Source organism: Dolichospermum sp. FACHB-1091 (assembly GCF_014697585.1).
Lineage (GTDB): Bacteria > Cyanobacteriota > Cyanobacteriia > Cyanobacteriales > Nostocaceae > Dolichospermum.
The window spans coordinates 67,013-92,702 of sequence record NZ_JACJSB010000006.1 but is presented as its reverse complement, the minus strand read 5'-3'; the positions used below and the strand labels follow the sequence as shown (position 1 = coordinate 92,702).

The following is a 25,690-nucleotide window of genomic DNA, read 5'->3' as shown; positions in this document are numbered from 1 at the left end:
AGCTAATATACATGAACCAATCTGCAAAACGTTACTCACCGTTCCAATCTGCCTTGATTGGGGGAGCGATCGCCACAACTGCTACTATATCCGTATTTGGTCAAGCATGGGCACGCAGTGTTAATGCAGCTTTAGCTTTACAAGATAGTCCCAAAGCATTAGTTGACCAAGTGTGGCAGTTGGTGAATCGTGAATATGTTGATGATAAATTTAATCAACAAGATTGGCGAGCAATTAGACAGAGTTTATTAAGTAAAGACTATACTTCTAAAGATGAAGCCTACGTAGCGATCCGCGAAGCTTTACAAACGCTAGGTGATCCCTACACCCGGTTTATGAACCCCCAACAATATGAATCACTGACTAGTCAAACATCTGGGGAAGTATCCGGGATTGGCATTCGTATGCAAGTAAACGAAAAAACCAAGCGTCTGACCGTGATAGAGGCTATAGAAAATTCCCCAGCCCTAAAAGCCGGACTCAAATCAGGCGATGAAATTTTGGCTATTAATGGTAAATCTACCATAAAAATGACAATAGAAGATGCCTCAAAATTAATTCGTGGTCAAGTAGGTACTTCCGTTAGTCTGGATCTAGAACGACCAGGAAGGAAATTCAAGATCAAGTTAACAAGGGCGACAATAGAAGTTCCTACAGTCCGGTATAGTCTCAAACAGGAAACCAATCGGCGAATTGGGTATATTCGCTTACAAGAATTTAGTTCCCACGCCGCCGATCAAATGCGTGCAGCCATTCTCAGGGGGAACAGCGAAAAAGTTGATTCCTATGTTTTGGACTTGCGAGGTAATCCTGGTGGTTTATTGAATGCGAGTATAGAAATTGCGCGAATGTGGCTAGATGAAGGTCATATCGTCAAAACCGTAGACCGCAAAGGATCAAGTGCCGAAACAAAAGCCAATGGCACAGCTATCAGCAAACTGCCCTTGGCCATTTTAGTGGATAGTAATTCTGCTAGTGCTAGTGAAATCCTGACTGGCGCACTCAAAGACAATAAACGGGCTGTAGTTATTGGTAGTCAAACCTTTGGTAAGGCTTTGGTACAGTCAGTCCATGAATTACCAGATGGTTCAGGTTTAGCTGTCACTATTGCCCATTATTATACACCTAATGGCACAGATATAAACCATAAAGGAATTGCACCTGATATCAAACTAGATTTGACACAAACACAAGAACGCCAATTAGCTTCTAATCCAAATTTAATCGCTACAAATAGTGATCCCCAATATGTTCGTGCTATTGCTGCTGTGACTAAATAATTAAATCCCTGGACATAACAGGATATAGTGTTCTTTCTAATGGCAAATTAGCACAAACAGTGAAAACTCAAAATTCCCACTAGACAAAAAAACCCACCCCTACTACTTTGAGGGGTGGGTAATTCATAAATTAGATAAATTATGGATTAGGGAGAGTGGCAAATTAGAACATACCCATACCACCCATACCACCCATACCACCCATACCGCCCATACCGCCCATACCGCCCATACCGCCCATACCGCCCATACCGGCATCAGGAGCAGCGGCTTGTTTCTCAGGTTTTTCGGCGATAATAGCTTCAGTGGTGAGTACCATACCGGCAATAGAAGCGGCATTTTGTAAAGCAGAACGAACCACCTTGGCAGGATCAATGATACCAGCAGCAATTAAGTCTTCAAATTCCCCAGTCGCTGCGTTATAGCCGATATTTAAGTCAGTTTCCCGGACTCTGGAAACAATTACAGAACCTTCTACTCCGGCATTGTCTGCAATTTGTCGCAGGGGTGCTTCTAAGGCTTTTTTGACAATATCAGCACCAATTCTTTCTTCAGGGGAGAGTCTGGCTTTAATTTCATCTACCTTACTAGATAGATGAATCAATGTTGTACCACCACCGGGAACAATACCTTCTTCTACCGCTGCTTTAGTGGCATTAAGTGCGTCCTCAATCCGTAGTTTTCTGTCCTTGAGTTCGGTTTCCGTGGCTGCACCAACTTTAATGACAGCAATACCACCAGCTAACTTAGCAATGCGTTCTTGCAGTTTTTCGGTATCATAATCGGAATCAGTTTCTGCCAACTGTTTACGAATTTGAGCAATTCGTTTTTGGATTTCTGGTTTAACAGTGCTACCAGCGACAATTGTGGTGTTTTCCTTGTCAATGTTGATTTTTACAGCAGTTCCCAACATTTCCAAAGTAGCGGTATCTAAGCTTAAACCAATTTCCTCAGAAATTAATTGTCCATCGGTGAGAATGGCAATATCTTCTAGCATAGCCTTACGGCGATCGCCAAAACCAGGGGCTTTAATGGCAGCTACAGCCAATACACCACGAGATTTATTCACAACCAGAGTTGCTAAAGCATCACCATCTACATCTTCAGCAATAATTAGTAAAGGTTGGCCTAAACGGGCAACTTTTTCTAAAATAGGTACTAAATCTTGGATGCTGCTGATTTTTTTATCAGTAATCAGGATGCGGGCATTTTCAAATTCTACTGTCATCCGTTCGTTGTTGGTGATGAAGTAGGGAGAAATATAACCCCTATCAATCTGCATCCCTTCCACTACTTCTAGTTCAGTAGTCAGGGATTTAGATTCTTCTACAGTAATGACACCATCTTTGGTTACTTTCTCCATAGCCAATGCCAGCATATTGCCAACTTCAGCATCATTACCAGCGGAAACTGTGGCCACTTGAGCGATCGCACTTCCTTCTACAGGTTTAGCAATTTTGGCAATTTCTGCTACCAGTCCCTCAACGGTTTTATCAATACCCCGTTTCAAACTTATGGGATTTGTTCCCGCTGCAACATTCTTTAAACCTTCCTTAATCAAGGCTTGTGCTAGAACTGTGGCAGTAGTAGTCCCATCGCCAGCTATATCCTTGGTTTTCGATGCTACTTCCTGAATCAATCTAGCACCAGTATTTTCTAAAGGATCTTCTAATTCAATTTCTTTGGCAACAGTAATACCATCGTTAACAATTTGGGGAATACCAAATTTTTTTTCTAATAGAACGTTCCGTCCTTTTGGACCCAAAGTAATCTTCACAGCATCTGCTAGGGCGTTAATACCCTTCTCTAAAGCACGCCGTGATTCTTCCTTAAATGCAATAACCTTGGCCATGTTTTATTTCTCTATATACTTCCATTAGATAATTTAGCACTCTTGGTCAGTGAGTGCTAATCCCTGTTCACAATTTATTTCTTATTTCACAATTTAGATGCAGTATCAAAATCCCAAAATACATTACTATCAACAGTTGATACTAATATTTAACTATAAAACCCATGATTGTCTTGGGAGCAAATGAATCTAGAAAACTTCCTTATATCCCTTGGCATTGCTAAACCTAGCGGCTCCGGCTGGTTAGCTGTAGTGTTTACATTTCTATTAGCTTCAGGTGTCACCTGGTTTTTAATTCCCACAATTCGCAAATTTGCCTTAGAGGTAGGTTGGGCAGACCAACCCAATGCCCGACGACTGAATCAAGAACCTTTACCTAATGCCGGCGGTTTGGCAATCTACGCGGGTGTAATTGCCGCTTTGGTCCTAGCTAGTCTCTTGCGGCCAATTGAAATTCAGGGGGTTTTAGCTCAAGTCTTAACCATTCTCCTGGGTGGTTCTATTTTAGTCCTGGTTGGCTTTATTGATGACCAATTTGGACTACCTCCCTCTGTGCGGTTATGGGCCCAGGTGACGACAGCACTTTTGTTAGTTGGTAACGGTATCAGCATTAAAGTTGTTTTTGGTACACCTATTGATTCTCTCTTATCTATGGCCTTAACTGTACTGTGGGTAGTAGGAATCACTAATGCCATTAACCTCATGGATGGTATGGATGGTTTAGCTGGTGGAATCAGTTTTATTACTGCTATTAGTTTATTAGGAGTTTCTGCCCAGTTTGATAATCGTGCTGCGGCTACCTTAGTTTTAGCGGCTTTGGGAGGGGCTGCATTGGGCTTTTTACGCCATAATTTTCACCCCTCACACATCATTATGGGTGATGCTGGAGCATACTTTTTTGGTTATGTTTTAGCAGCAACCAGCATTTTAGGTAAACTTCAACAAAATACCGTTTATGCCCTCATACCTACAGTTTTATTTCTGTTATTGCCAGTTATTGACACTACTCAAGTGTTTGTGCGCCGGATCATGGCAGGAAAAAACCCTTTGAGTACACCTGGTAAGGATCATCTGCACCACCGTTTGTTGGCTTGGGGACTATCCCAACGCAATGCGGCTTTTATCTTGTGGTCCATTACTTTGGGTTGTAATTTACTGGCCATGAAAGTCCAGGGTATGAGTTTATCTGTAATCCTGGCTACTGCTGCTGGTATTATCTTGCTGTTAGGCTTTACTGTTTGGCAAAGAATACTGAATAGTCGGTGAAAATGATTATAGGCATAGATCCCTGACTTCTTTGAGAAGTCGGGGATCTGGGTATGATCGTATTATCAAACTACATCACCATACCGCCGTCAACATTAAATACTTGTCCAGTGATGTAAGCTGCTGCGGGATCAGATGCTAAAAATCTTACCATGCCGGCAATTTCTTCCGGTTTACCAAAACGCCCCAGTGGGATATATTGTAAGATTCCTTCGGCTTTAATATCGCTGGTCATGTCAGTGGTAATAAAACCAGGAGCAACAGCATTTACGGTAATTCCACGGGAAGAAAGTTCTTTGGCTACGGTTTTGGTAAAACCGATAACACCTGCTTTGGACGCGCTGTAATTCGCTTGTCCAGGATTGCCCATTTGTCCAGCCACAGAAGCAATATTAATAATCCGACCTGATCGTTGTTTAAGCATAATTTTACTGACCGCTTTTGTACATAAAAATACGCCTGTTAAATTAAGGTCTATTACTGCTTGCCATTCTTCTAACTTCATTCTTAATAACAGGGTGTCACGGGTAATACCTGCATTGTTGACTAAGATATCCACGCGCTGGAATTTTTCTAAGGTGGTTTTAATCAGTGTATCTACTTGATTTTCTTGAGAAACATCTGCTTGGATAGCAATGGCTTCACCTCCGTCTGCGGTAATTTTTGATACTACTTGATCCGCTGCAGTGCTAGAACTAGCGTAGTTAACAACTAATTTTGCACCTTCGGAGGCTAATTGTAAAGCGATCGCTTTGCCAATCCCTCGTGATCCACCAGTTACAATTGCAACTTGATTTCTTAATAAACTCATTAATTTTCCTCAATTTTTAAAGATGCCGCGCTAATTATTTTAGAATAGTTTGGTGTGGAAGTATGCCAAAATATACAGAAATTCTGGATGACAGTTAGAGAACAGGCTTAATTTTTGACTTCCTGAAACTTTTCAAACACCGTCTTAGTCTTAGTTAAAAATAAATTTGTGAGGACTCTCATTCCTCCCTGTTGCGTCCTGAAGTGGTTCGTTTTTCCATATCCCCTGTATAAGTCCCATTTGTAACAAAAACTGTAACAACAACCTAATTTATGACAACAGTGATTTAAATTAGAAAAAAGCTGTGATTAATCAGTGGAATGAAGATGATATTATTCAAAGATGTTCGAGATTATCAAATTCTGTTTCTGAGTTTATTTCTGATCATAGGCGTTTTAACGCGAGACTGGACATTACATCCAGAATTTATTGGTGTAGCGATCGCTTCCTGCATAATAACACAAATTATCTTTTCATTGATCACTAAATCCCAAAACAGAATTTTACCAATTAATATTCGTAGTCCCCTCATTACCTCTTTGGGACTAAGTTTATTATTACGGGTTGATCATTGGCCAACCATGGCCTTAGCTGGATTTGCAGCCATAGCAAGTAAATTTATCTTTCAATATGGAGAAAAGCATTTTTTTAATCCTGCTAATTTTGGCATTATTGCTGTTCTTAGCTTCACTAATGATGCTTGGGTTTCCCCAGGACAATGGGGGGAAGAATGGTGGTACGCGCTATTATTTGTGGGGACTGGAGGAATGATTTTACAGTGCGTTGGACGTTGGGATACTACCGCCGCTTTTCTAGGTGCTTATTCCCTCTTAGCCGCCGTGAGAAATATTTGGTTAGGTTGGACATGGGACGTTTATTTTCATCATTTAATGAGTGGATCTTTAGTGTTATTTTCTCTGTTTATGGTGACAGATCCGCGTTCAATTCCCAACGCCCGTATTAGTAGAATAATCTGGGCGGTATGTATTGCTTTATTAACCTTTATTTTGCGGAATTATTTCTTTCTCTCTACCGCTGTTTTTTGGGCTTTATTTGCCCTTGCACCCTTGACTATTTTATTAGATAAATCTTGGTTTAGTCCTAGATTTTCTTGGTGGAATAAAGCAGAACTGAAAATTAATTAAGGCATCAAAATGAAAAAACTTCGTCTATTTATGCCCTTAGTATCTGCACTTTTAGCGGTGCTGTGTTTCGCACCTACAGCTTGGGCTTTTTGTGGATTTTATGTAGCTAAAGCCGATACAAAACTCTATAACCAAGCTTCTCAAGTCATACTTGCTAGAGAGGGAAATCGGACAGTTTTAACAATGGCTAACGATTTTCAAGGTGATGTTAAAGATTTTGCAATTGTTGTTCCTGTTCCCACAGTATTACAAAAAGAACAAGTTCATGTAGCCCAACCAAAAATTATTGAAAGATTAGATGCTTTTAGCGCCCCAAGATTAGTAGAATATTTTGATTCTGACCCCTGCGCCCCAGTTTATAAAATAAACGAGATGCGACCAATGCAAAACGCAGCCAGATCAGATAGTAGTACCCAGGAAGATAGCAGTTTAGGTGTCACTGTTGAAGCCAAATTTAATGTTGGTGAATATGATATTGTTATCCTCAGCGCTAAAGAATCTGGTGGCTTAGAAACTTGGTTAAATCGCAATAATTATAAAATTCCTCAAGGTGCAAAGGAATTACTCAAACCCTACATTCGTTCGGCGATGAAATTCTTTGTTGCTAAAGTCAATTTAGATAAATTTGCCGAATCAGGTTATCAATTCCTGCGTCCTTTACAAATTTCCTACGAATCACGGAAATTTATGTTACCTATTCGTTTAGGAATGGTTAACGCTACTAAAGAACAGGATTTAATCATTTATATTCTCTCACCTAAAGGCCAGGCAGAAATTACTAATTATCGCACGGTTAAAGTTCCTTCAGATGTGAATATTCCCGTGTTTGTGAAAAATCAATTTGGTGATTTTTATAAATCCATGTTCCAAAATTCCTACACGAAAGAAGATAAAAAAGTCGGATTTTTAGAATATGCTTGGGATATGAGTACTTGTGATCCTTGTGCTGCTGAACCACTCAATAATGAAGAATTAAAACAAGCCGGTGTTTTTTGGTTGAATGATAATAGTGATAGTAATAGCCAAATAGCTCCGGGTTTTCGTTCTCGTTTTCCCAGTAGTAGTGTTTTCATTACTCGCTTGCACGTCCGCTATACTAGAAATAAATTTCCTGAAGATCTAATCTTTCAAGAAACTGCTCAAAGAGACTCTTTTCAAGGACGTTATATTTTACAACACCCATTCACAGGTAAGGTTAAATGTAGTGCGGGAAGAAGATATAAAAGTTCTTTAAGACGGAGATTTGAACAAGAAGCTCAAAATCTAGCTAGACTTACCAACTGGAATATTCAAGATATTCGCCAAAAAATGAAATTATCTATGGGAAATATCTCTAATTCTTGGTGGGATAATTCCTTATCTTGGCTAGGTTTGTAAATTTAGATGTCTGGACTTCACTGGACACAGATACCCGACTTCTTAAATAAGCCGGGTATCTAAAAATTTAGACGCTTCAAGCAAAGCGAATTTTTAGATAATCATCTTCCATTTTTGCCCCTGCTGGTTGCAGTGCGGCCAAAGCTTGAGGTAATACCAAATTACGGCGATGATTACCAATAGTGATGTTTAACTCATCTCCAGTTTTTTTCAGTTGAATTTGACTTTTAGGAATGTTAGGTAAATACAGTTCTAAACTGTATTGGTTTTTGTCTTGGACAACTTTGATTGTCGTTTCTTGATAATAAACTTGAGTTGGATCTTCATCTTTGTAGAGGGTTTCTTTCAACCTTTCCAAAGCTGGTAAACCACACAATTCTTCAGAGTATAGAGGTACTTCTTTGACTGGAAGAGGTAAGAAATTATCATGAATTTCTTGACGGTATTGTTCTTGATTTTCCTTCCACCGTTGGAAAAAAGGATCTGTTACTTCTTGGGGAATAATTCGGTTAGCAATCACTAAATCTGTGGCTACATTATACAAACTTAGATAGGCGTGAGCGCGAAGAGATTCTTTAATTACCATTTTTTCAGGATTCGTCACCAGACGCACAGAGGTTTGAGTATTGTCAGTTAAAACTTTTTCCAAAGCTTCAATTTGCTCATAAAATTCATAGGGTGCGTCCATTACCTCTTTATCTGGTAAAGAAAAACCAACAATGGGTCTAAAAATAGGTTCTACAAGTGGTCTAAGGGCAACGGAAATATTTTGGAAGGGTTTGTAAAAACGACGCATATACCAACCACCAACTTCCGGCAAACTTAACAGTCGTAATGCTGTACCAGTGGGGGCGGAGTCAATAATTAAAACATCATATTCTCCTTCATCATAATGACGTTTCATTCTCACCAAGCCGAAAATTTCATCCATGCCCGGTAAAATGGCCAATTCTTCCGCTTGTATTCCGTCTAAACCCCTGGCTTGTAAAACTTGAGTGATATAGCGTTTCACAGCCCCCCAATTACCTTCTAATTCTTGCAGTGCGTCTAATTCCGCACCCCATAAATTAGGGCGCACGAGACGGGCATCATGTCCTAATTCTATATCAAAGCTGTCCGCCAGGGAGTGGGCAGGGTCTGTACTTAAAACCAATGTCCGATAGCCCAGTTCTGCACAACGGAGTCCAGTGGCTGCGGCCACGGAGGTTTTACCCACGCCACCTTTCCCTGTCATTAAAATTACTCGCATCAATGATTCCTTACTGCCTGAAGTTTATTTACATTTATTTACATTATGATGGTTTTTTCAAAGAAATGAAATGCTGCTTAATTACATCTAAACGAGAGCAGTACCAATAGTCAATATGAGAAACAATTAAACCGTCAGCATTCAAACGTAATTCACTCCAGCCAGAAACGGAAATATAAGGCTTCCAAGGTAGGGGAGAATTCCAACTCATAGTCCATTCAGTTTTAATAATTTCTTCCTGAGATTGGATGTTATGTAAATCCAGTTTAAGATTGAAGAAAAAAGTCTGAATGAATTTAATCATCCATTTGTAAAGTTCCAGTCCGCGAAACTTAAAAACAGCATCTTGAAAATAAACATCTTGGGCATAAATGCTGTAAGTTTGATTGACAGGAAATCTTTGATAATCAGCTTTGAGAGTTTCTATAATATCCATAAATAAATTGATGTTGTGCTGGTGTTGATAATAGAAAATTGTATATTAGTTCTTGATTAAATTACCAGGGGAAACCCATCTAATTTTTTTGACAAAGTGTAACTTATATGAATATAGCAGTAATTTGTGGGGTAGATAGTTAGCTATTGATGGATACCTATGGAAAAAAGAAAGAAAAATGGTTAAAACAATAACAATTTCAGAATTGTTTTTTGATCTGGATAACATCTATAATAAATAATTACTCTAAATTTATTAAATTTTTAGGATAATAATCAAGGAATTTATCATATTTTGAATCAAATGACATATTTTTCGATCTAGATTCACTAATACTAATATAGTATTTTGTCAAGACAATTTAGATGGGTTTCCTCTGATGAAATTACTTATTACAGACTGTAATTTTACTCTAGCATAATCTCTTTCTTCCACAGGTAAACGAGATAAAGCAAATTCAAAATCATCCAGTTTCTCGGTGATGGCATTAACCAGTTCCTTTTGACCTTCTGTGATACTAAATCCAGATTTTTCTAACCCAATTTCTCCAGCCCCTAAAGTTAAACTATTTTGGTTATATTGTTCTAAGATTTTGAGATCATTTTCTGCCTCAGGGCTGATCATTTCTGATTTAGTCATGTCTATAATCTCTTCAGTTGTATACTCTAAATCAGTTTGTGCTGCTTTTAATAACTGTGCCGCTTCCTTAATCTTTTTATGTGCCACTTGTTGCATGATTTTTTTCTGTTCTAAAAGCAAAGATAATTCTTGTCGAGAATCTAATAATGCTTTTTGCTGTTCTTCAATTTTAGCTACTTGGTTTTTGATTTTAGTTTGGATTTCTGCCAGTGTCATGATCTAGATTCTTGAGACGATATTGGAAAAGTTTAGATGAGTCAAATTATCTGAGAATATCCTCACAATTACTGCTAATAGACTTGTATAATCTGCCTTGTTAATTATTAATTAACAATTAACGGTCTTACCAGGAAATAGAATAAGCCATTGAGAACTTCTATTTCCCTGTTACTTGAATTACATTTCCTCCCAAAGACCTTCTAATTGTCGTCGCCAAGCCGCTAAGACTTCCGTTCGTCCTTGGGGATTTTGGTCAATATCTCCTAATAATCCTTCTGCATAAAAACGGTCTAGATTTTGCATAGTAGCTTCTAGAGATTGTCCCTGTTGTTTCGCTGTTTTAATAATTTCGCGGATACGAATTTCCACCAAATTATTAAAAACATCATTGACACCAGTTTGATGTAATGATATCAGACGAGCGATCGCATTAGTAAAATCTGCATTACTCAAAGTGCCACTATTATGCTGGAACACTCCCCACACTACCCCATCATAAACGGCGTAGCGTGTTTCTTGAGTATCATCAAAATTAGCCTCTAGAAACTGGGTGAGAAATGCTGTAGCCTCTTGTAAAGGCATAATTGGCAGTAATACCCGCAACCAAGTATGATCTTCTGAAAGTAGCACCAATAATCGAAAATCAGTAGTTTCTACTTGCCAAGAACCAGGGGCTATAGATTTTACAACTTCAACGCTAAATAACTCCGTTAATGTACCCGCTATTTCTTCTGGTGTCATAATTATTTGTGAACTTTAGATCTAGGTTAACGCTTTTTGGATAGATGAATTATATTTTTTATCGAACCACTCCAGGCACAGAGGACACAGAGGTGGAGTGGCTGAGGATTTTTAGGCTATCTAAATATAAATATACCTTGCCATTTCTAAAATCCTATTTGCGACTGATTCTATGATAGGATTTACTGATAAACGATTACCTTTTTTTACTACTAATAATTCATCATCTTTAAATTTTGTTTTGAGTGTTGATAGTGAAAGAGGATGATTAAAAACTTCTACAAATTCCACCTTCACAGTTTGCCAACGGGGAGATTCAGGACTTGATTTAGCATCATAATATTTACTGTTAACATCAAATTGTGTCGGGTCATTAATATCTGTTTCAACTATTCGCATTAGGCCAAAAATTCCTGGAGGTTCAGCATTAGAATGATAGAAAAATGCTAAATCCCCCATTTGCATTTGTTTGAGAAAATTACGCGCTTGATAATTACGCACACCGTCCCAAATAGTCTCACCTTCCTGCTGTAAATCAGTAATACTATAAACCGTTGGTTCTGACTTCATTAACCAATAATTAATTCTATTCATCTCATAACAATTAACTCAATATGACCAAAATTCCCTTTCCGTCTCCTTTCTCCGTGTCCTCTGTGCCTGGAGTGGTTCGATAAAATACAACCTCAGAGACAAAAAGAGGGGCGACTAACTCGCGGCCAAATTGCCCCAAGCAATGTAAGGTAATTTGGCCGCCGTTGCTTTTACCTGTTGAGCATTTGCTACCAACTGTCCACAAGCGTCCCATGTTCCACTAATAAAGGCGCTTCTTGTGCCTTCACTCATGACAACCGAGGCAGTAAAATCACCAATTTCCACTTGCAATTTTTCCAAATCTATGGTAAGAACTGCTTGAGGATTAGCCATAACTAATTCTTGCAGTTGTTTAACTACCTCTGCTTCAGCCGTTACGCATGGTATCCCCATGGCCACGCAATTACCAAAGAATATCTCCGCAAAGCTTTCACCAATGAGGGCTTTGATTCCCCATTTGGCCAGGGCTTGGGGTGCGTGTTCCCTTGACGAACCACAGCCAAAGTTGCGGTTAACTATGAGGATATTTGCCCCTTGGTATTGGATTTGGTCAAATGGGTGTTCACCGTTTAAGGCTTTTCTGTCGTCTACAAATACCCCTTCTCTGAGGTCGTCAAAGGTAATAGCTTTTAAGTAGCGGGCGGGTATAATTCGGTCGGTATCTATGTCGTTACCAAGTAGGGGAACGGCTTGACTGGATATTTGTTTTACTTCACTTACCATAATTAATTAACCACGAAGGCACGAAGGACACGAAGGAATATCTGGGACTCAATTCTGGTTTGGGCAGGCAAGATGCCCACCCCACAAGATTTTTCAGAGTTTGAGAGAGATTTTTTTGGGACTCAATTCTGGTTTGGGCGGGCAGGATGCCCACCCCACAAGATTTTTCAGAGTTTGAGAGAGATTTTTTTGGGACTCAATTCTGGTTTGGGCAGGCAGGATGCCCACCCCACAAGATTTTTATTTTATAATAAAGCCCGTACGTCGGCAATTTCCCCTTTTATGGCCGCTGTGGCTACCATAGCGGGACTCATGAGTAGGGTACGACCGGAGGATGATCCTTGTCTACCTTTGAAGTTGCGGTTGGAGGAGGAAGCGCTGATTTGTCTCCCCTGGAGTTTGTCGGGGTTCATGGCTAAACACATGGAACACCCCGGTTCTCTCCATTCAAAACCGGCTTTAACAAAGATTTTATCTAGTCCTTCGGCTTCGGCTTCTTTTTTGACTCGTTCTGAACCGGGGACAACAAAGGCTTTGACTCCCGCTGCAACTTGCCGACCTTGGGCGATTTTGGCAGCTTCTCTGAGGTCGCTGATACGTCCGTTGGTACAGCTACCTATGAAGCAAACATCTATTTTTGTTCCTTGGATGGGTTGTCCGGGATATAGATCCATGTAAGAATATGCTTCTTCGGCTATTAGGCGGTCTTCTTCTAGCAGTTCTGCGGCTGTGGGGATTTTTTCATCTACGCCAATTCCTTGACCGGGTGTAATTCCCCATGTGACTGTGGGGGGGATAGCTTCGGCATTAAATACTACGATATCGTCATATTCGGCATCGGGATTACTACTCAGGGATTGCCACCAATTTAGGGCTTTTTCCCAGTCTGCACCTTTAGGGGCAAAGTCTCTATTTTGTAAATAATCATAAGTAATTTTATCAGGGTTGACGTATCCGCATCGCGCCCCACCTTCGATGGCCATGTTACAAACGGTCATCCTTTCTTCCATGTTCATTTGGGCAAAGGTTGTACCAGCAAATTCATAAGCGTAGCCTACACCTCCTTTAACCCCTAGTGTACGGATAATATGTAATACTACGTCTTTGGCGTAAACTCCGGGTTTTAAGTTACCGTTAACTTCGATTTTGCGGACTTTTAATTTTGATAGTGATAGGGTTTGGGAGGCTAAAACGTCTCTAACTTGGCTTGTACCTATACCAAAAGCGATCGCTCCAAACGCGCCATGACTTGACGTATGACTATCACCGCAAGCGATGGTCATGCCCGGTTGAGTTAGTCCCAATTCGGGAGCAATGACATGAACTATACCTTGATTCCCTGAACCAATATTGTAAAATGTTATGTTATGTTCTTGACAATTCTTTTCTAATGCTTGGATCATTTCCTCGGCCATGTTATCCACGAAGGGACGGGCTTGGTTTTCGGTGGGAACAATGTGATCTACTGTGGCTATGGTTCGCTGGGGAAATAATACTTTTAAATCCCTTCCTTTCAGCATGGAAAAGGCCTGGGGACTGGTAACTTCATGAATAAGATGTAGTCCAATAAATAGTTGTGTTAATCCTGACGGTAGTGTACCAACAGTATGTAAGTCCCAAACTTTGTCAAATAGAGTACCCTTGCTCATAGATCAATTTATATTAAAGGAGTCGGATTTTTGATTGTATCAGAAAATAGACTGCTTCAAGATCCCATAAAATTAGATAATTTTTTAGGTAATTTTTCAGAACTTAGGGCGCGTTTACAAGCTTCAAAACATAACTGGGTAAACGCTATGATGTTTAATCAAATAGGCATTCTTGGAGGTGCTGTTTTCCAGATTAAATCAATTTCTTCTGCTGTGAGTTGATAAGCTTGATTAATTAAATCAGAAAGACGCTGTTCTAATTTTACAGTTTCGTTTTTGCGGCTGTTAATTTCGGGAACATAATCATTATATGCTTGACGTAAAGCTGTAAAGGCTGGTATACTTAACGGGTCTGAAGATTTTTTGGCGTTTTTTTGTTTGGGCATTCTTTTTCTCACTTCGTCTACAAAGTCTGGAAATTCCCAAGTAGCAAAATCTTCTAATTTATTGCCCAGTTTCTCAATTTTGTATTCTATTTGCAACCAGTCGAGAACATCTTTATAAACTTGTCTGTTGATTTTGGTAATTTCAATTAACCGGGTGACAATTGCTTCTACTTCTGCGCGAGTTTCTTCTGTGGGTTGGGCAATGGGTAGGGTTTCAAATAAATATCCCATTGGACTAATAGCGTCAGAAAGCATTTTTGTAAAAACACGCTGACCATACCACCAAATAAGAGGTGAATTAAGTAACCCTAAAATAAATAAATCTTGAGTGGGAAGAATGAAAGTTTTATCATTTCCAAATACTCCAGAATTATCAAGTGCATAAAGTGGAAAAGTTTGAATAACTTGATAAATGATTTTTGGTTGTTCAAATAAATGCCAATAATCTGCACCATAGCGACTGAGTGCATACCAGGGAAATTTTCTTTGCTTGACTTCTGGACGAAGTTCCAGACCTTTTCTATGTTGTTCTAACCAAGACAAAACAGACGGATAATTATTAATAGGACAATCCCATTTTACAAAAATCATCCACAAATTTTCCCAAGCAGGACACCATCTTTTAATATCCTGACCTCTTAAATAAGGTTTAATAATTTCCGCACATTTTGGGTCAGCTTGAATTAACTTATTCTTAGTAGCATTATCTATTAAAAAAGCTTCATTAAAACCTGTTTTTATTCCATAATAAGGTTTAACTCCAGCAAACTCCTTTAAGGGAACTCCTACCCGTTGAATTTTCCGCATTAAATCATCAACCGCAGGAGGTTCTAAACTCCAAGCATGAGCAGAAAACCGCGACCAAGGAATAGTAAAACTGTTTTCTGGATTTTGCACATATTGAATGAGGTTAATATTTTTCAACTCCCCACGAGGAACAGCACAAACTAAAACCTTCTCTTCCTCCCGTGGCGGGGGGACTGAGGGGGGTGCGAGGAGGGAGGAAGATAAGGATAAACTTTTGATATTTGAGGGTTGGGGTGGGGTGATTTTCCTCGCAGCAATAATACAGGGAAATGTATCCGCGTCTTCAAAAATTGGTGCGTGTCCAAAATCAATAATTTGTTCAAACACACTGGACTGACAAAAAAACCTTCGCAAAGATTCACCATAACCAGAACGTAACCATTTATTAGTGACAATATAAGAAATAATTCCTGCTGGTTTAAGCAGATTTAAACCTTTTTCATAGAAATAAATATAAATATCTGCAACTCCGTCATAAGTTTGATAATTTTCCTGTAAATAAGGTTTAAATGGTGATAATAACTCCTGACGAATATAGGGAGGATTTCCAATCACAATATCAAAACCACCTTCAGCAAAGACTTGAGAAAATTCACTTTCCCAATTAAATGGTAAATCTGTGATTTTTGCATCATTAATGATGGAATTACCGATTTTAATATTATCATCCAAATAAGTTAGAGTTTTTCCCTGAGTTGCGGTTTTTAACCACAAAGATAACTTAGTAATTTCTACCGACTCAGGAGACAAATCAACCCCAAATAGATTATTACTAAGAATAGTCTTATCTAATTCAATATTTTCTAAAGTCTCATATTTTAAAAATCGCAAATTATCATTAACTCGTTGATATTGACCTGCAAAATAATCAAAAGCAGCAATTAAAAACGCACCAGAACCGCAAGCAGGGTCAAGAACTCGCGTTTTTACTAAAACCTCATCTCGGTAACTTTGCCAAAATTCAATTTCCCGTTTTTGATTTTCTGCTGTATCTATAAACTCTCCTATTTTCAACCGTTCTCTTAATTCATCTTCGCGTTTTTGTAAATATCCACCAATTGCAATTTCAACAATATATTGAGTAATATAAGCGGGAGTATAAAATACGCCTAATTTTTTCCGTTTACCCTGTTTTTTATCAAATTCCTGTTTAGCAACATCAGCTTTTAATTCTTCTAAATCTGTAATTGACTGCTCAAAAATTCGTCCTAAAATATCTACGGAAACTTCCGAATCAAAATCAAAACGGGTTAATTGTTGCAGTTGACCACACAAAGAATCAGGAATATCTAATAGTTGATCTAAAATTGGATCATGTTGAAATAAACCACCATTATAACCGGGAATTGGGGGATCTTCATTACCTTGGTCAACCCAACGAAAAACGGCTTGATAATTTTCCCAAATTGGTCGAGGATGATAAATATCTTTGTTATTATAGGCTTTGCTAATTGTCTTTTCGGGTAATAATCCCCTATCTTCACAAAAAGCAATAAATAAAATTCTGTCTAATGTTTTTTGTGCTTTCTCAATTAATACTTGATCACGGTTAGGAATATGCAATTTACTACCAAAACGAAACCGGAAATCTTTAACTATATTTAGTCTAACTTGTTTATATTCTTCATAAAGTTGTTTAGTAATGTCTTCTTGTGCTTCTTCAGAAGTTACTAACAACCTGTCAATGGTAGATATATCTTTAATTGGTAAAAAGTTTTCTCGACAAAGCAGTAAATAAAATCTTTTAAATTCCTCAAAATCTGCTAAATTAGCTAATAAAAACTGTTCATAATAAGCGGGAGTTTTATTAGTATGATATAGTCGTAATTCTCGATAATTAGAAACGATAATCCAATGACAATCAGGAGTATAATTAGCATAGCGCCAACCCTGATCAACAGCGGATTCTTTTCTCCCTGCTGCGGGTCTATCTAAATCATCTTTTGTCCCTTTTAATTCAATTGGTGCAACAACTTTACCCTGTAATTTTACCTTTCCTTTGTTATTTTCTGTTGCGGTAAAAAAGCCCACAGCAGCATCAGCAGAACCCCCACCGTCAGCTATAGTTTGTTCTGCGTGAATTTCCCAAACTTTACCACCACCTGTAATAATGGAAGAGTAACCTAAGACATTTTGAAAGATATCTTTAAGAAAATCACCATGTAAAGAAATCTCTTTGACTTGGTTAAGAGTACCTGAATTTAAAGCCTCAACCCATTTGATGATAATTTGGTGACGTTGTTCTAAATCTGAAGGAAATTTAAACTTAACCAAAGCATTTTTTAATGACTTTTTCTGGAATAAAGCTTTAGAAAGTTGTTGACTCATAACTTTAATTTCTCATTTAATTTCTGATTTAATTTCTCAATATATATCATCATGTAGATCCCACACTTTCAAGAATCCGGGTATTTGGATAATCATTTTTGACAAGGGGGTAACATATCAGATAAACTAATTTGTAAATCAGGAAACTCTAAAGCTGAGACTATTCCATCTTCCCCAATAATTACCTCACTTTCATAACCATTCTGAGTTGGGTTTCTAAAAATGTGTAATTCACGTTTTACCACATCTAGTACCCAATAATCTTTAATCCCTGCTAAAGAGTAAGCTTTAGCCTTAGTTTCACAATCTAATTTTAAACTACTATCGGCAACCTCAATAATTAAATAAACTTCTGATGGTGTAGGATGATGATCTGCATAGTCCAAAGGATCAATTTTCACAACGGAAATATCCGGTTCTGGTTCAGATCTATCATTTAATTTTACAGGTTCTTGACTAGATACCCAAGCACGATTTTCTAATCTTTTTTTGAATAAATAGTCTGTTCTTACTACTGCTGAACGGTGCGCTGTTCCTTTTGCAATCATCCAAATAATTCTCCCATCTAAAAGTTCCACTCGTTCATCTGGGGCAAAAATACCCGCTTCATTCATGCGGTGATATTCTTCCACCGTCCACAAACGCAATTCTAGATTTGTTTCTGTACTTTGCATAGCGGCTTTAATCACTTTGAGGTGTTTATGTTCACTTGTATTTAATCTAATTCTATCTTTGAGAATATAAATTCGCAGCAGGTAAGCGGACTCATAAAGTCTGACTTACAAACATCTTACCCCTGTCTGATCTCCAAAATATAGCTGCTGATGATGATTATCAAAAATAAATCTATGACGAGTTGTCATATTTGGCGTTAATTGTATTTAAAATGGGATGAGAACAATAAAAATTATTTCCGAGGACAGAAGTATGAAATCTATAGCAGCAACTTTGCGACGTTTGAGCCTAGCTGTGTTGACAGTTATTGTAATTTTTGGTAGCTTTGCTGTGTTTACCCCCACTGCATCTGCGGAAACATATACAGTTAAGCTAGGTACTGATAAAGGTGCGTTGGCTTTTGAACCCAAGAAATTGACTGTTAAGCCCGGTGATACAATTGAATGGAAGAACAACAAAGTTCCTCCCCACAACGTTGTCTTTGATGCTAAGAAGAATCCTGATAAAAGTGCTGACTTAGCAAAATCTTTGTCCCACAAGAAGTTATTAATGAGTCCTGGACAAACCGAAACCACCGTTATCCCTGCTGACGCTACTCCTGGTGATTATACCTTCTATTGTGAACCTCACCGTGGTGCTGGCATGGTTGGTCACATCATTGTTGAAGGCTAATTTATAGCTAAATTTATAGCTACAAGTTTGGTAATTTATAAACTATCTCCGTATATTTACAGGGATAGTTTATAGTCACTATCAAGGTTTAACTTCCCGATCGCATATCATAACCAAACAAGTTAGGGTCAACCTCTCCTAATTGTAAATCAGCTAAACCGTATTCTTGCCAACGTCTTTCCACCATGGCGGCTACGCGAGGATCTGACTTTAAGGGTGAACCCCATTCATGTTCGGTTTCTGGAGGAATTTTTGTAGTGGCATCTATACCCATTCTCCCACCTAAACCGAGTTTTTCACTGGCAAAATCTAAGGTATCAAAGGGAGTATTAGGTAAAATAAATACATCTCTGGTAGGATCTACTTTAGAACTAATTGCCCAAACCACTTGACGAGGATCTCTTACATTGATATCCTTATCAACTACAATCACAAATTTCGTGTATGTAAATTGTGGTAACGCACTCCAAAACGCTAAAGCCGCCCGTCGTGCTTGGCCAGGATAAGCTTTGTCTATGGAAATAATCGCGGCTTTATAACTCAAGGCTTCCATGGGTAGGAAGAAATCAACTATTTCTGATACCTGTTGGCGTAAAATCGGGGTGTAAATCCGATTCAGAGCGATCGCCATCATTGCTTCTTCTTTTGGTGGCAGTCCGCTAAAGGTGGTAAGATAAATTGGGTCTTTGCGGTGTGTCATACACTGAAACCGCACCAAAGGGGAATCTTCCACACCGCCATAATATCCCATGTGGTCGCCAAAAGGTCCATCTGGTAAAACTTCCCCCGGTGTAATTGTCCCTTCCAAAACAAACTCGGAATCTGCGGGAACTTCCAAATCTACAGTTTTACACCGGGCTAAATTGACCCCAGAGCCGCCATACAACCCAGCAAATAACCACTCTGATAAGTCTACAGGAATGGGTGTGGCCGCAGCCATAATGATTAAAGGATCTACACCCAGAGCGATCGCTACCTCTAACTTTTTACCACGTTCTGCCGCTTTCCGCAAGTGTCTCGCCCCTCCCCGTACCGATAACCAATGTACGGTCATTGTGTTTTGAGATTGTAGCTGTAAACGATACACGCCTACATTTGGGATTCCCGTCTCACAATCCTTAGTAATTACCAATCCTAGCGTAATAATCTTTCCGGCATCTCCCGGATAAGGACGTATTAAAGGTAACTTATTTAAGTCTAAATCCTGGCCTTGAATTACCACCTGTTGACAAGGGGGAAAAAAGTCCCGTCCCGGTTTGGCTTTCACCACGTCAAATAACACCTTACCAAAATCTATGGCTTGGGAAATCTTTTTTGGTGGTTTGGGTTGCTGAAGCATACTCAACTTCTTTCCCAGGGTTTCTAATTCTTCTGGTTTTTCCATGTTCATAGCCCAGCATATCCTTTCCACAGTCCCCATTAAGTTGACAGCAACGGGAAAAGATGCACCTTTGACGTTTTCAAACAGTAAGCCTGGACCACCTTTTTGCAGCATACGGTTGGAAATCTCCGCAATTTCCATATCGGGGTCAACTAAAGCCGAAATTCGCTTTAATTGTCCTCTTTCTTCTAGAATTTTTATGAATCCCCGTAAATCTCGCGCCATGGTTTTGTTTTTATGAAGAAGTGTAAAGCTATTTTTATCTTAGTCTTGATTTGGATAAGTTGACTTTTTAGTACAAATATACTATAATGGAAAAAAGATGGATTTTTCTCACGCAGAGGCGCAGAGGCGCAGAGAGAATTAGGGGGTTTTATGTTGAAGTTGAATAACAAGATTTCTCTGTTAGAACTTGTCCAAATTTTATCGGTATATCGTCAAAATATCATTTTGAATTTACATAATTTAAAGGAAGATTATCAAAGAACTGGTATTAAGCGAGTTAGGGGGATAAGGGATATTAATGGTGATTTGATTACTCCTTGTTTAGAAACTCAAGATATCCATGGTGGTGATTTTGTGCAAATGGGTGTATTTGCTATAAATCGCAATACTGCTACTATTAATATGTTGGTTAAGCGCAAGGTTAAGCTGGTAAAAGTTGAGGATTATACCGATATTATTGAAGTTGGGGGTTTGCTGGCTCATGATTTGGATAGTTTTAATAATTATACCATTGTTAAAGATGGAAAACTTCACGTTTCTAGTTTAAATATCAAAATCAGTAACAAGAAAGTATTTGATTTATTGCAAGCTAAAGGTGTAATTACTGCTGATAAGTTTGATTTCAATTGTGAGTATACAATCAGGTTAGATGATTTACCATTAGTTCCCGTTAATATCAATTTTGCTAATCTTGATGGGTTGTTTAATCAAATAGCAGAAATCAAAGTCCTTACCAGTATTTTATCTGCTTATTTACGCCATCAATCTGATGTATTTGTGAGTGATCAAATAGAGGCATTAAAACAAAATTATTTGTCAAAAAACCTGTATTTGAATTTCCCCACAACTCAAGAATATGCAAATACAATTGAGACTCATATCAGTTATAAAATTGATTTTGGTAATCAGGATATTCTCAACTTGAGTAAATTATATGCTGCTAACCAATTTTTAGGGAGGAGATATGAAGTTTATGACCAAGAGACTGGAGAGATATTTGCTAAACCAACTTTGGAAATGGGTTTAAATCAAAATATCGCTTTCCGACAAAAAGCCATTACTAGGAGAATGAAACTAACTAAAGTTGATGATTTGATGAAACCGATTTTTGATGACTTTTTGGGCATTAATATCAATGGGAAAATAGGGGAAATTCTCAATCAAGTCGGTGATGACAGTTTAGCCTTGTTATTATATGGTAAACATGATGGTAAATTAGTCAATAAAGAAGACTTAATTACAGCCATGACAACAGCTTATAAAAAATTGGTAGCAGTTGTTGAGCAAACTTATCAACAAAATATTTCTCCTTTAGTATTTTATATTGGTGTCACAGGACATTTACCCAATAAAATCACAGCTAAAGCCATGACTGCTGAAGAATTAGCCGCTAAATATCCCCATTTGCAATTTTCCAAACATGAACAAAAAGGAACATTTTACGAAATTGGAAATACCATTATTAGCATTTACCCGCAAACAGAATATTACAGTGTTTTTGAATCCCGAATTTCTCTATTAATACCTGACGATGCCGTTTGACAAAATCTCCCCAGCCTCGATATCCCACATATCCATTCAGGGATCTGAAGTTTTAGGTTAAAATCCCTACTAAAATTTGCATCAATATTTCTAAATCGGTAGGAACTCGATATAACATTATATCCTGAGTTATTAGTTTATTTTCCCGTTGAAAACTGCCAAACTGCCAAATATCTCCAGTTGTTACAGCACCATATAATATTGGTTCATCTCTTTCAATCCATTGATCTAAAGCAATTAATTCCACTGCAAGTTGAGTAAATCCTCGTGTTAAATCTGCGTGTTTTGCTTCCACAACTAAAACCTGATGTTGAGATTGCAGGTAATAATCTAAGTCACCCCGCAAAAATTGATTTATTTCAATGGGATATTCAATATTAATTTTAGATTCGGTAATATGTGCAACTTCTAAGAGAATTGGTGCAATTAAAACTTCTCTTCTTGCAGCTTCGCTTGTTAAACTAACTCTTTGCATTGCCTCTTCTAATCGTTCTTTGAGATCAATTAATCGAGATATTTGATTATTACTTACCGGACAATCAATTGTTCCTCTAGTTAAATTGACTCCTAATTCTTGTAAAATATCCGCAGGTGCAAACCTTAACTCAAAATACTTACGAAATGTGTATGTTTCATCAGGTTTAAGAATTGGAGGACGATGTGATTTAGTCATAGAGTTATTTATTAATTATGTTGTCAGTTTTTTATCCTTTGTATTCATATTATATATGATAATATAATATCTATTTGATGCGGTGATGTAAAAATATTGCCAAAAAACACAAGAGTATGGTATAAAAGTGAAGATATTGATTTTTTGACTTGTGAAAAATGACTATTCCTGACTTTCAAGCTATTATGCTTCCTTTATTGCAATATGCAAGTGATGGTAAAGAACATTCTTTAAGAGACGCTATTACATTTTTAGCTGATGTTTTTAATTTAAGTGATGACGAAAGAAAGGAATTATTATCTAGTGGACAACAAGCAGTATTTGATAATAGAGTAGGTTGGGCAAGAACTTATTTGAAGAAAGCAGGTTTATTTATTTCTCCCAAAAGAGGATTTTTTCAAATTACTGACAAAGGTAAGGAGATTTTAAGTCAAAATCCATCGGAAATTAATCTCAAGTTTCTTAATCAATTTCCAGAGTTTATAGAATTTAAAACTACTAAAAAAGATAATGATAAATCAGAACCGGAAATTATAGAAACATCAGAGACTACACCCCAAGATTCTATAGACATTGGTTATAAGAAAATCAGAAAAGAATTAGAATTAGAAATACTTAATAGAGTTAAAATTTCCCCACCTGATTTTTTTGAAAGATTAGTGGTAGATTTACTCGTAAAAATGGGTTATGGTGGCTCAAGACGTGATGCAGGGAGAGCGATCGGTAAAAGTGGATATGGGGGAATTGATGGTATAATTAAAGAAGATAAATTAGGCTTAGATATTGTTTATGTTCAAGCTAAAAGATGGGATAATACTGTTGTTGGTAGACCAGAAATTCAAAAGTTTGTCGGTGCTTTACATGGACAAAGAGCAAGAAAAGGTGTTTTTATCACTACTTCCAGATTTTCCCAAGAAGCGAGAGAATATGTATCTATTATAGACAGTAAAATTGTGTTAATAGATGGAGAAGAATTAGCTCAATTAATGATTGATAATCATGTGGGTGTTTCCACAGTCTCTATTTACGAAATTAAAAAGATAGATTCCGATTATTTTACAGATGAGTAATTATTAAATAATAGACAATTAATATATGAAAACAGAGAATTTAAAAGCGGTAGAATTATTTGCTGGTATCGGTGGTTTTCGCTTGGGTATGGCAAATGCTAATATTGAAACTATATGGGCTAATGATATCAATGAATTGAGTTGTCAAGTTTATGAAAGTAATTTTGGGAAAGATTCTCTAGTGTTAGGTGATATTAATAAAATCCCGATATCAGATATACCCAATCATCATATACTAACTGCTGGTTTCCCTTGTCAACCATTTAGCCCTGCTGGTAAAAAATTGGGTGTGAGAGATTGTGTGAGAGGGACTTTATTTGAGCGTATTGTAGAAATAATAGATAAAAAACAACCGAAATATTTTTTTTTAGAAAATGTCAAAAGACTTTTAACAATGGAAAATGGCTATCATTTTCGAGTGATTTTAAATGCAATGTCAGAATTAGATTATTTTATAGAATGGAGAATTATTAGTCCTATTAGCTTTGGTATTCCTCAAAATAGAGACAGGATTTTTATTTTTGGGACTAAGTTAAATTCAGTGCATATCAATTCTCAACTTTTACAAAATACATCAGTTTTCTTAACTCAAACAGATTTAACCGATTTAGAAAATATAGAAGAATTACTAGAAAAAGATATGATGCCTATAGTTGAACATAAAGGTAAGAATTACAATTGGGGAATTGCTTATAAAAATAAAATGTTAACTTTGAATCTTTCTACTTTACCGGATACCAAGCCTAGACAGAAATTAAAAGATATTTTACAAGATGATTCAATAGTAGATCCTCAATTTGACTTTACATCTGATACCTTAGAAAGAATTAAAAAAAGTAAAGCTGTAAATCGTTATTGTCATGGTGTAGAATTATTATATAATCAAGATGGAGGCGCAAGATTAGGTTATACAATATTTGGAATTAATGGAATTGCATCAACATTAACTGCTTCGACATCAAGACATTATGAACGTTATAAAGTAGCTGATAAATATCGGCGTTTAACTAATATTGAATATGCCAGATTGATGGGGTTTCCTGATGATTGGTGTCGAATAGCGAGAATTTATGATCAATATGCTTTATTTGGTAATGCAATTGTTCCTGCTTGTGTAGAATGGGTATGTCAAAGAATTGGTAAAAGCAATATTGAATTTACTAAATCTTCTTGGCAACAATTAACTTTGACTATTTAATTTAAAAATGGAATTACTAACACTAGAATCTTTAAAAACGGCAGCACGTAATTTTTGCTCAAAATTAAGTGTAACACAAATTCATAATTTGTACGGAGTTACAGATGGTAAAGCAGTGGGAACTTATGTTGAGTCTACTTTTAATCAATATTTGTCCTCAAGATATGAATATACCCTTGGTAGTGCTGCGTTAGGTATAGATTTTCCGGGACTAGAAGTAGATTTAAAAGTAACATCTATTAAACAGCCTCAGTCTTCCTGTCCATTTAGAAATGCAAGTCAAAAAGTCTATGGTTTAGGATATAACTTATTAATATTTGCATACGAAAAAATTGATGATCATAGTTCTCTAACTGCCAATTTAAAATGTCAGAATGTCGTTTTTGTAACTAAAGAAAGAACTGGAGACTATCAAACTACCTATGGAATTAAAGAAATTATCCGCCGCAATGGCAATAAAGATGATATGATAGCTTTTTTAGAAGAACGTAATTTTCCTTTAGATGAAATTGGACGCGAGGCACTAGCAGAACGAATTTTACAATCACCCCCAGAAATAGGCTACCTAACAATTTCTAACGCTTTACAATGGCGGTTACAATATAGCAGAGTTATCCAAGTTTCTACAGCAGGAACAACAACAGGAATAGAAAATTTATTAGTGTAAAAATCTCAATTAAAGATAGTTACTCCCTTCCTAACATAAGATTACCTATCTTCCCTCTTTCTTCGTGGTCTTCGTTTCTTCGTGG

General features: G+C 37.4%; 22 protein-coding genes. 9 read left to right on the top strand and 13 right to left on the bottom strand.

The features are described from left to right. Positions 1–11 precede the first annotated feature (11 nt). On the top strand, positions 12–1,280 hold the full coding sequence (gene ctpB / locus H6G25_RS05675; protein WP_190391635.1) for a carboxyl-terminal processing protease CtpB: 1,269 nt from the start codon (positions 12–14) through the stop codon (positions 1,278–1,280). A gap of 163 nt (positions 1,281–1,443) precedes the next feature. On the opposite strand, the gene groL is transcribed toward ctpB, so the two are convergent. Next, positions 1,444–3,132: a chaperonin GroEL gene (gene groL / locus H6G25_RS05670; RefSeq protein WP_190391634.1), complete on the bottom strand. Its 1,689-nt coding sequence runs from the start codon at positions 3,130–3,132 to the stop codon at positions 1,444–1,446. Between the two features lie 183 nt (positions 3,133–3,315). Here groL and H6G25_RS05665 point away from each other — a divergent pair, with 183 nt between their 5' ends. After that, positions 3,316–4,398, top strand: a complete 1,083-nt coding sequence (locus tag H6G25_RS05665) for an MraY family glycosyltransferase (RefSeq protein WP_190391633.1) — start codon at positions 3,316–3,318, stop codon at positions 4,396–4,398. 70 nt (positions 4,399–4,468) lie between these two features. Here H6G25_RS05665 and fabG read toward each other — a convergent pair whose 3' ends face one another. Next, positions 4,469–5,209, bottom strand: coding sequence for a 3-oxoacyl-[acyl-carrier-protein] reductase (gene fabG, locus H6G25_RS05660; protein WP_190391632.1), 741 nt, complete (start codon positions 5,207–5,209; stop codon positions 4,469–4,471). Between the two features lie 329 nt (positions 5,210–5,538). Here fabG and H6G25_RS05655 point away from each other — a divergent pair, with 329 nt between their 5' ends. Together H6G25_RS05655 and H6G25_RS05650 are read left to right on the top strand one after the other, a co-directional pair. Next, positions 5,539–6,354 carry an RnfABCDGE type electron transport complex subunit D gene (locus H6G25_RS05655; protein WP_190391701.1) on the top strand — a complete coding sequence of 272 codons (816 nt, stop codon included), beginning with the start codon at positions 5,539–5,541 and terminating at the stop codon, positions 6,352–6,354. Positions 6,355–6,363: 9 nt separating this feature from the next. Beyond that, positions 6,364–7,731 (top strand): DUF2330 domain-containing protein, encoded by a 1,368-nt coding sequence (locus H6G25_RS05650; protein WP_190391631.1) that lies wholly within the window; start codon positions 6,364–6,366, stop codon positions 7,729–7,731. Positions 7,732–7,807: 76 nt separating this feature from the next. On the opposite strand, the gene H6G25_RS05645 is transcribed toward H6G25_RS05650, so the two are convergent. The 9 genes from H6G25_RS05645 to H6G25_RS05605 all read right to left on the bottom strand — a co-directional run bounded on the left by H6G25_RS05645 (position 7,808) and on the right by H6G25_RS05605 (position 18,176). Continuing rightward, positions 7,808–8,980, bottom strand: coding sequence for a TRC40/GET3/ArsA family transport-energizing ATPase (locus H6G25_RS05645; RefSeq protein WP_028089341.1), 1,173 nt, complete (start codon positions 8,978–8,980; stop codon positions 7,808–7,810). A 43-nt stretch (positions 8,981–9,023) separates the two neighbouring features. Next, on the bottom strand, positions 9,024–9,416 hold the full coding sequence (locus tag H6G25_RS05640) for a DUF2358 domain-containing protein (protein WP_190391630.1): 393 nt from the start codon (positions 9,414–9,416) through the stop codon (positions 9,024–9,026). A gap of 351 nt (positions 9,417–9,767) precedes the next feature. Continuing rightward, the gene (locus tag H6G25_RS05635; RefSeq protein ID WP_190391629.1) at positions 9,768–10,271 is read right to left on the bottom strand and encodes a hypothetical protein; all 504 of its coding nucleotides are present in this window, start codon (positions 10,269–10,271) and stop codon (positions 9,768–9,770) included. Positions 10,272–10,451: 180 nt separating this feature from the next. Further along, positions 10,452–11,015 (bottom strand): hypothetical protein, encoded by a 564-nt coding sequence (locus H6G25_RS05630; RefSeq protein ID WP_190391628.1) that lies wholly within the window; start codon positions 11,013–11,015, stop codon positions 10,452–10,454. 120 nt (positions 11,016–11,135) lie between these two features. Further along, entirely contained in the window at positions 11,136–11,609 is a 474-nt protein-coding gene (locus H6G25_RS05625; protein WP_242034891.1) for an EVE domain-containing protein, read from the bottom strand. A 114-nt stretch (positions 11,610–11,723) separates the two neighbouring features. Then, on the bottom strand, positions 11,724–12,332 hold the full coding sequence (leuD, locus tag H6G25_RS05620) for a 3-isopropylmalate dehydratase small subunit (protein WP_190391627.1): 609 nt from the start codon (positions 12,330–12,332) through the stop codon (positions 11,724–11,726). 245 nt (positions 12,333–12,577) lie between these two features. Next, complete coding sequence (leuC, locus tag H6G25_RS05615) at positions 12,578–13,981, bottom strand: 3-isopropylmalate dehydratase large subunit (protein WP_190391626.1); 1,404 nt, start codon at positions 13,979–13,981, stop codon at positions 12,578–12,580. A 158-nt stretch (positions 13,982–14,139) separates the two neighbouring features. After that, on the bottom strand, positions 14,140–17,502 hold the full coding sequence (locus H6G25_RS05610) for an Eco57I restriction-modification methylase domain-containing protein (RefSeq protein WP_190391625.1): 3,363 nt from the start codon (positions 17,500–17,502) through the stop codon (positions 14,140–14,142). Positions 17,503–17,594: 92 nt separating this feature from the next. Beyond that, positions 17,595–18,176, bottom strand: coding sequence for a Uma2 family endonuclease (locus H6G25_RS05605; RefSeq protein ID WP_028089331.1), 582 nt, complete (start codon positions 18,174–18,176; stop codon positions 17,595–17,597). Positions 18,177–18,429: 253 nt separating this feature from the next. Between H6G25_RS05605 and petE the strand changes: the two genes are divergently transcribed. Further along, the gene (petE, locus tag H6G25_RS05600; RefSeq protein ID WP_190391624.1) at positions 18,430–18,849 is read left to right on the top strand and encodes a plastocyanin; all 420 of its coding nucleotides are present in this window, start codon (positions 18,430–18,432) and stop codon (positions 18,847–18,849) included. Positions 18,850–18,937: 88 nt separating this feature from the next. On the opposite strand, the gene H6G25_RS05595 is transcribed toward petE, so the two are convergent. Next, a complete protein-coding gene (locus H6G25_RS05595; protein WP_190391623.1) occupies positions 18,938–20,455 on the bottom strand; it encodes a UbiD family decarboxylase in 1,518 nt (505 codons plus the stop codon). A gap of 150 nt (positions 20,456–20,605) precedes the next feature. Here H6G25_RS05595 and H6G25_RS05590 point away from each other — a divergent pair, with 150 nt between their 5' ends. Further along, positions 20,606–21,997 (top strand): hypothetical protein, encoded by a 1,392-nt coding sequence (locus H6G25_RS05590; protein WP_190391622.1) that lies wholly within the window; start codon positions 20,606–20,608, stop codon positions 21,995–21,997. Positions 21,998–22,049: 52 nt separating this feature from the next. Here H6G25_RS05590 and H6G25_RS05585 read toward each other — a convergent pair whose 3' ends face one another. Next, positions 22,050–22,670, bottom strand: a complete 621-nt coding sequence (locus H6G25_RS05585; RefSeq protein WP_190391621.1) for a hypothetical protein — start codon at positions 22,668–22,670, stop codon at positions 22,050–22,052. A gap of 158 nt (positions 22,671–22,828) precedes the next feature. Here H6G25_RS05585 and H6G25_RS05580 point away from each other — a divergent pair, with 158 nt between their 5' ends. The 3 genes from H6G25_RS05580 to H6G25_RS05570 are packed head-to-tail and all read left to right on the top strand — an operon-like array spanning position 22,829 to position 25,605. Then, on the top strand, positions 22,829–23,740 hold the full coding sequence (locus tag H6G25_RS05580) for a restriction endonuclease (RefSeq protein ID WP_190391620.1): 912 nt from the start codon (positions 22,829–22,831) through the stop codon (positions 23,738–23,740). A gap of 25 nt (positions 23,741–23,765) precedes the next feature. Beyond that, a complete protein-coding gene (locus H6G25_RS05575) occupies positions 23,766–24,938 on the top strand; it encodes a DNA cytosine methyltransferase (protein ID WP_190391619.1) in 1,173 nt (390 codons plus the stop codon). 7 nt (positions 24,939–24,945) lie between these two features. Next, a complete protein-coding gene (locus H6G25_RS05570) occupies positions 24,946–25,605 on the top strand; it encodes a restriction endonuclease (protein WP_190391618.1) in 660 nt (219 codons plus the stop codon). Positions 25,606–25,690: the final 85 nt, after the last annotated feature.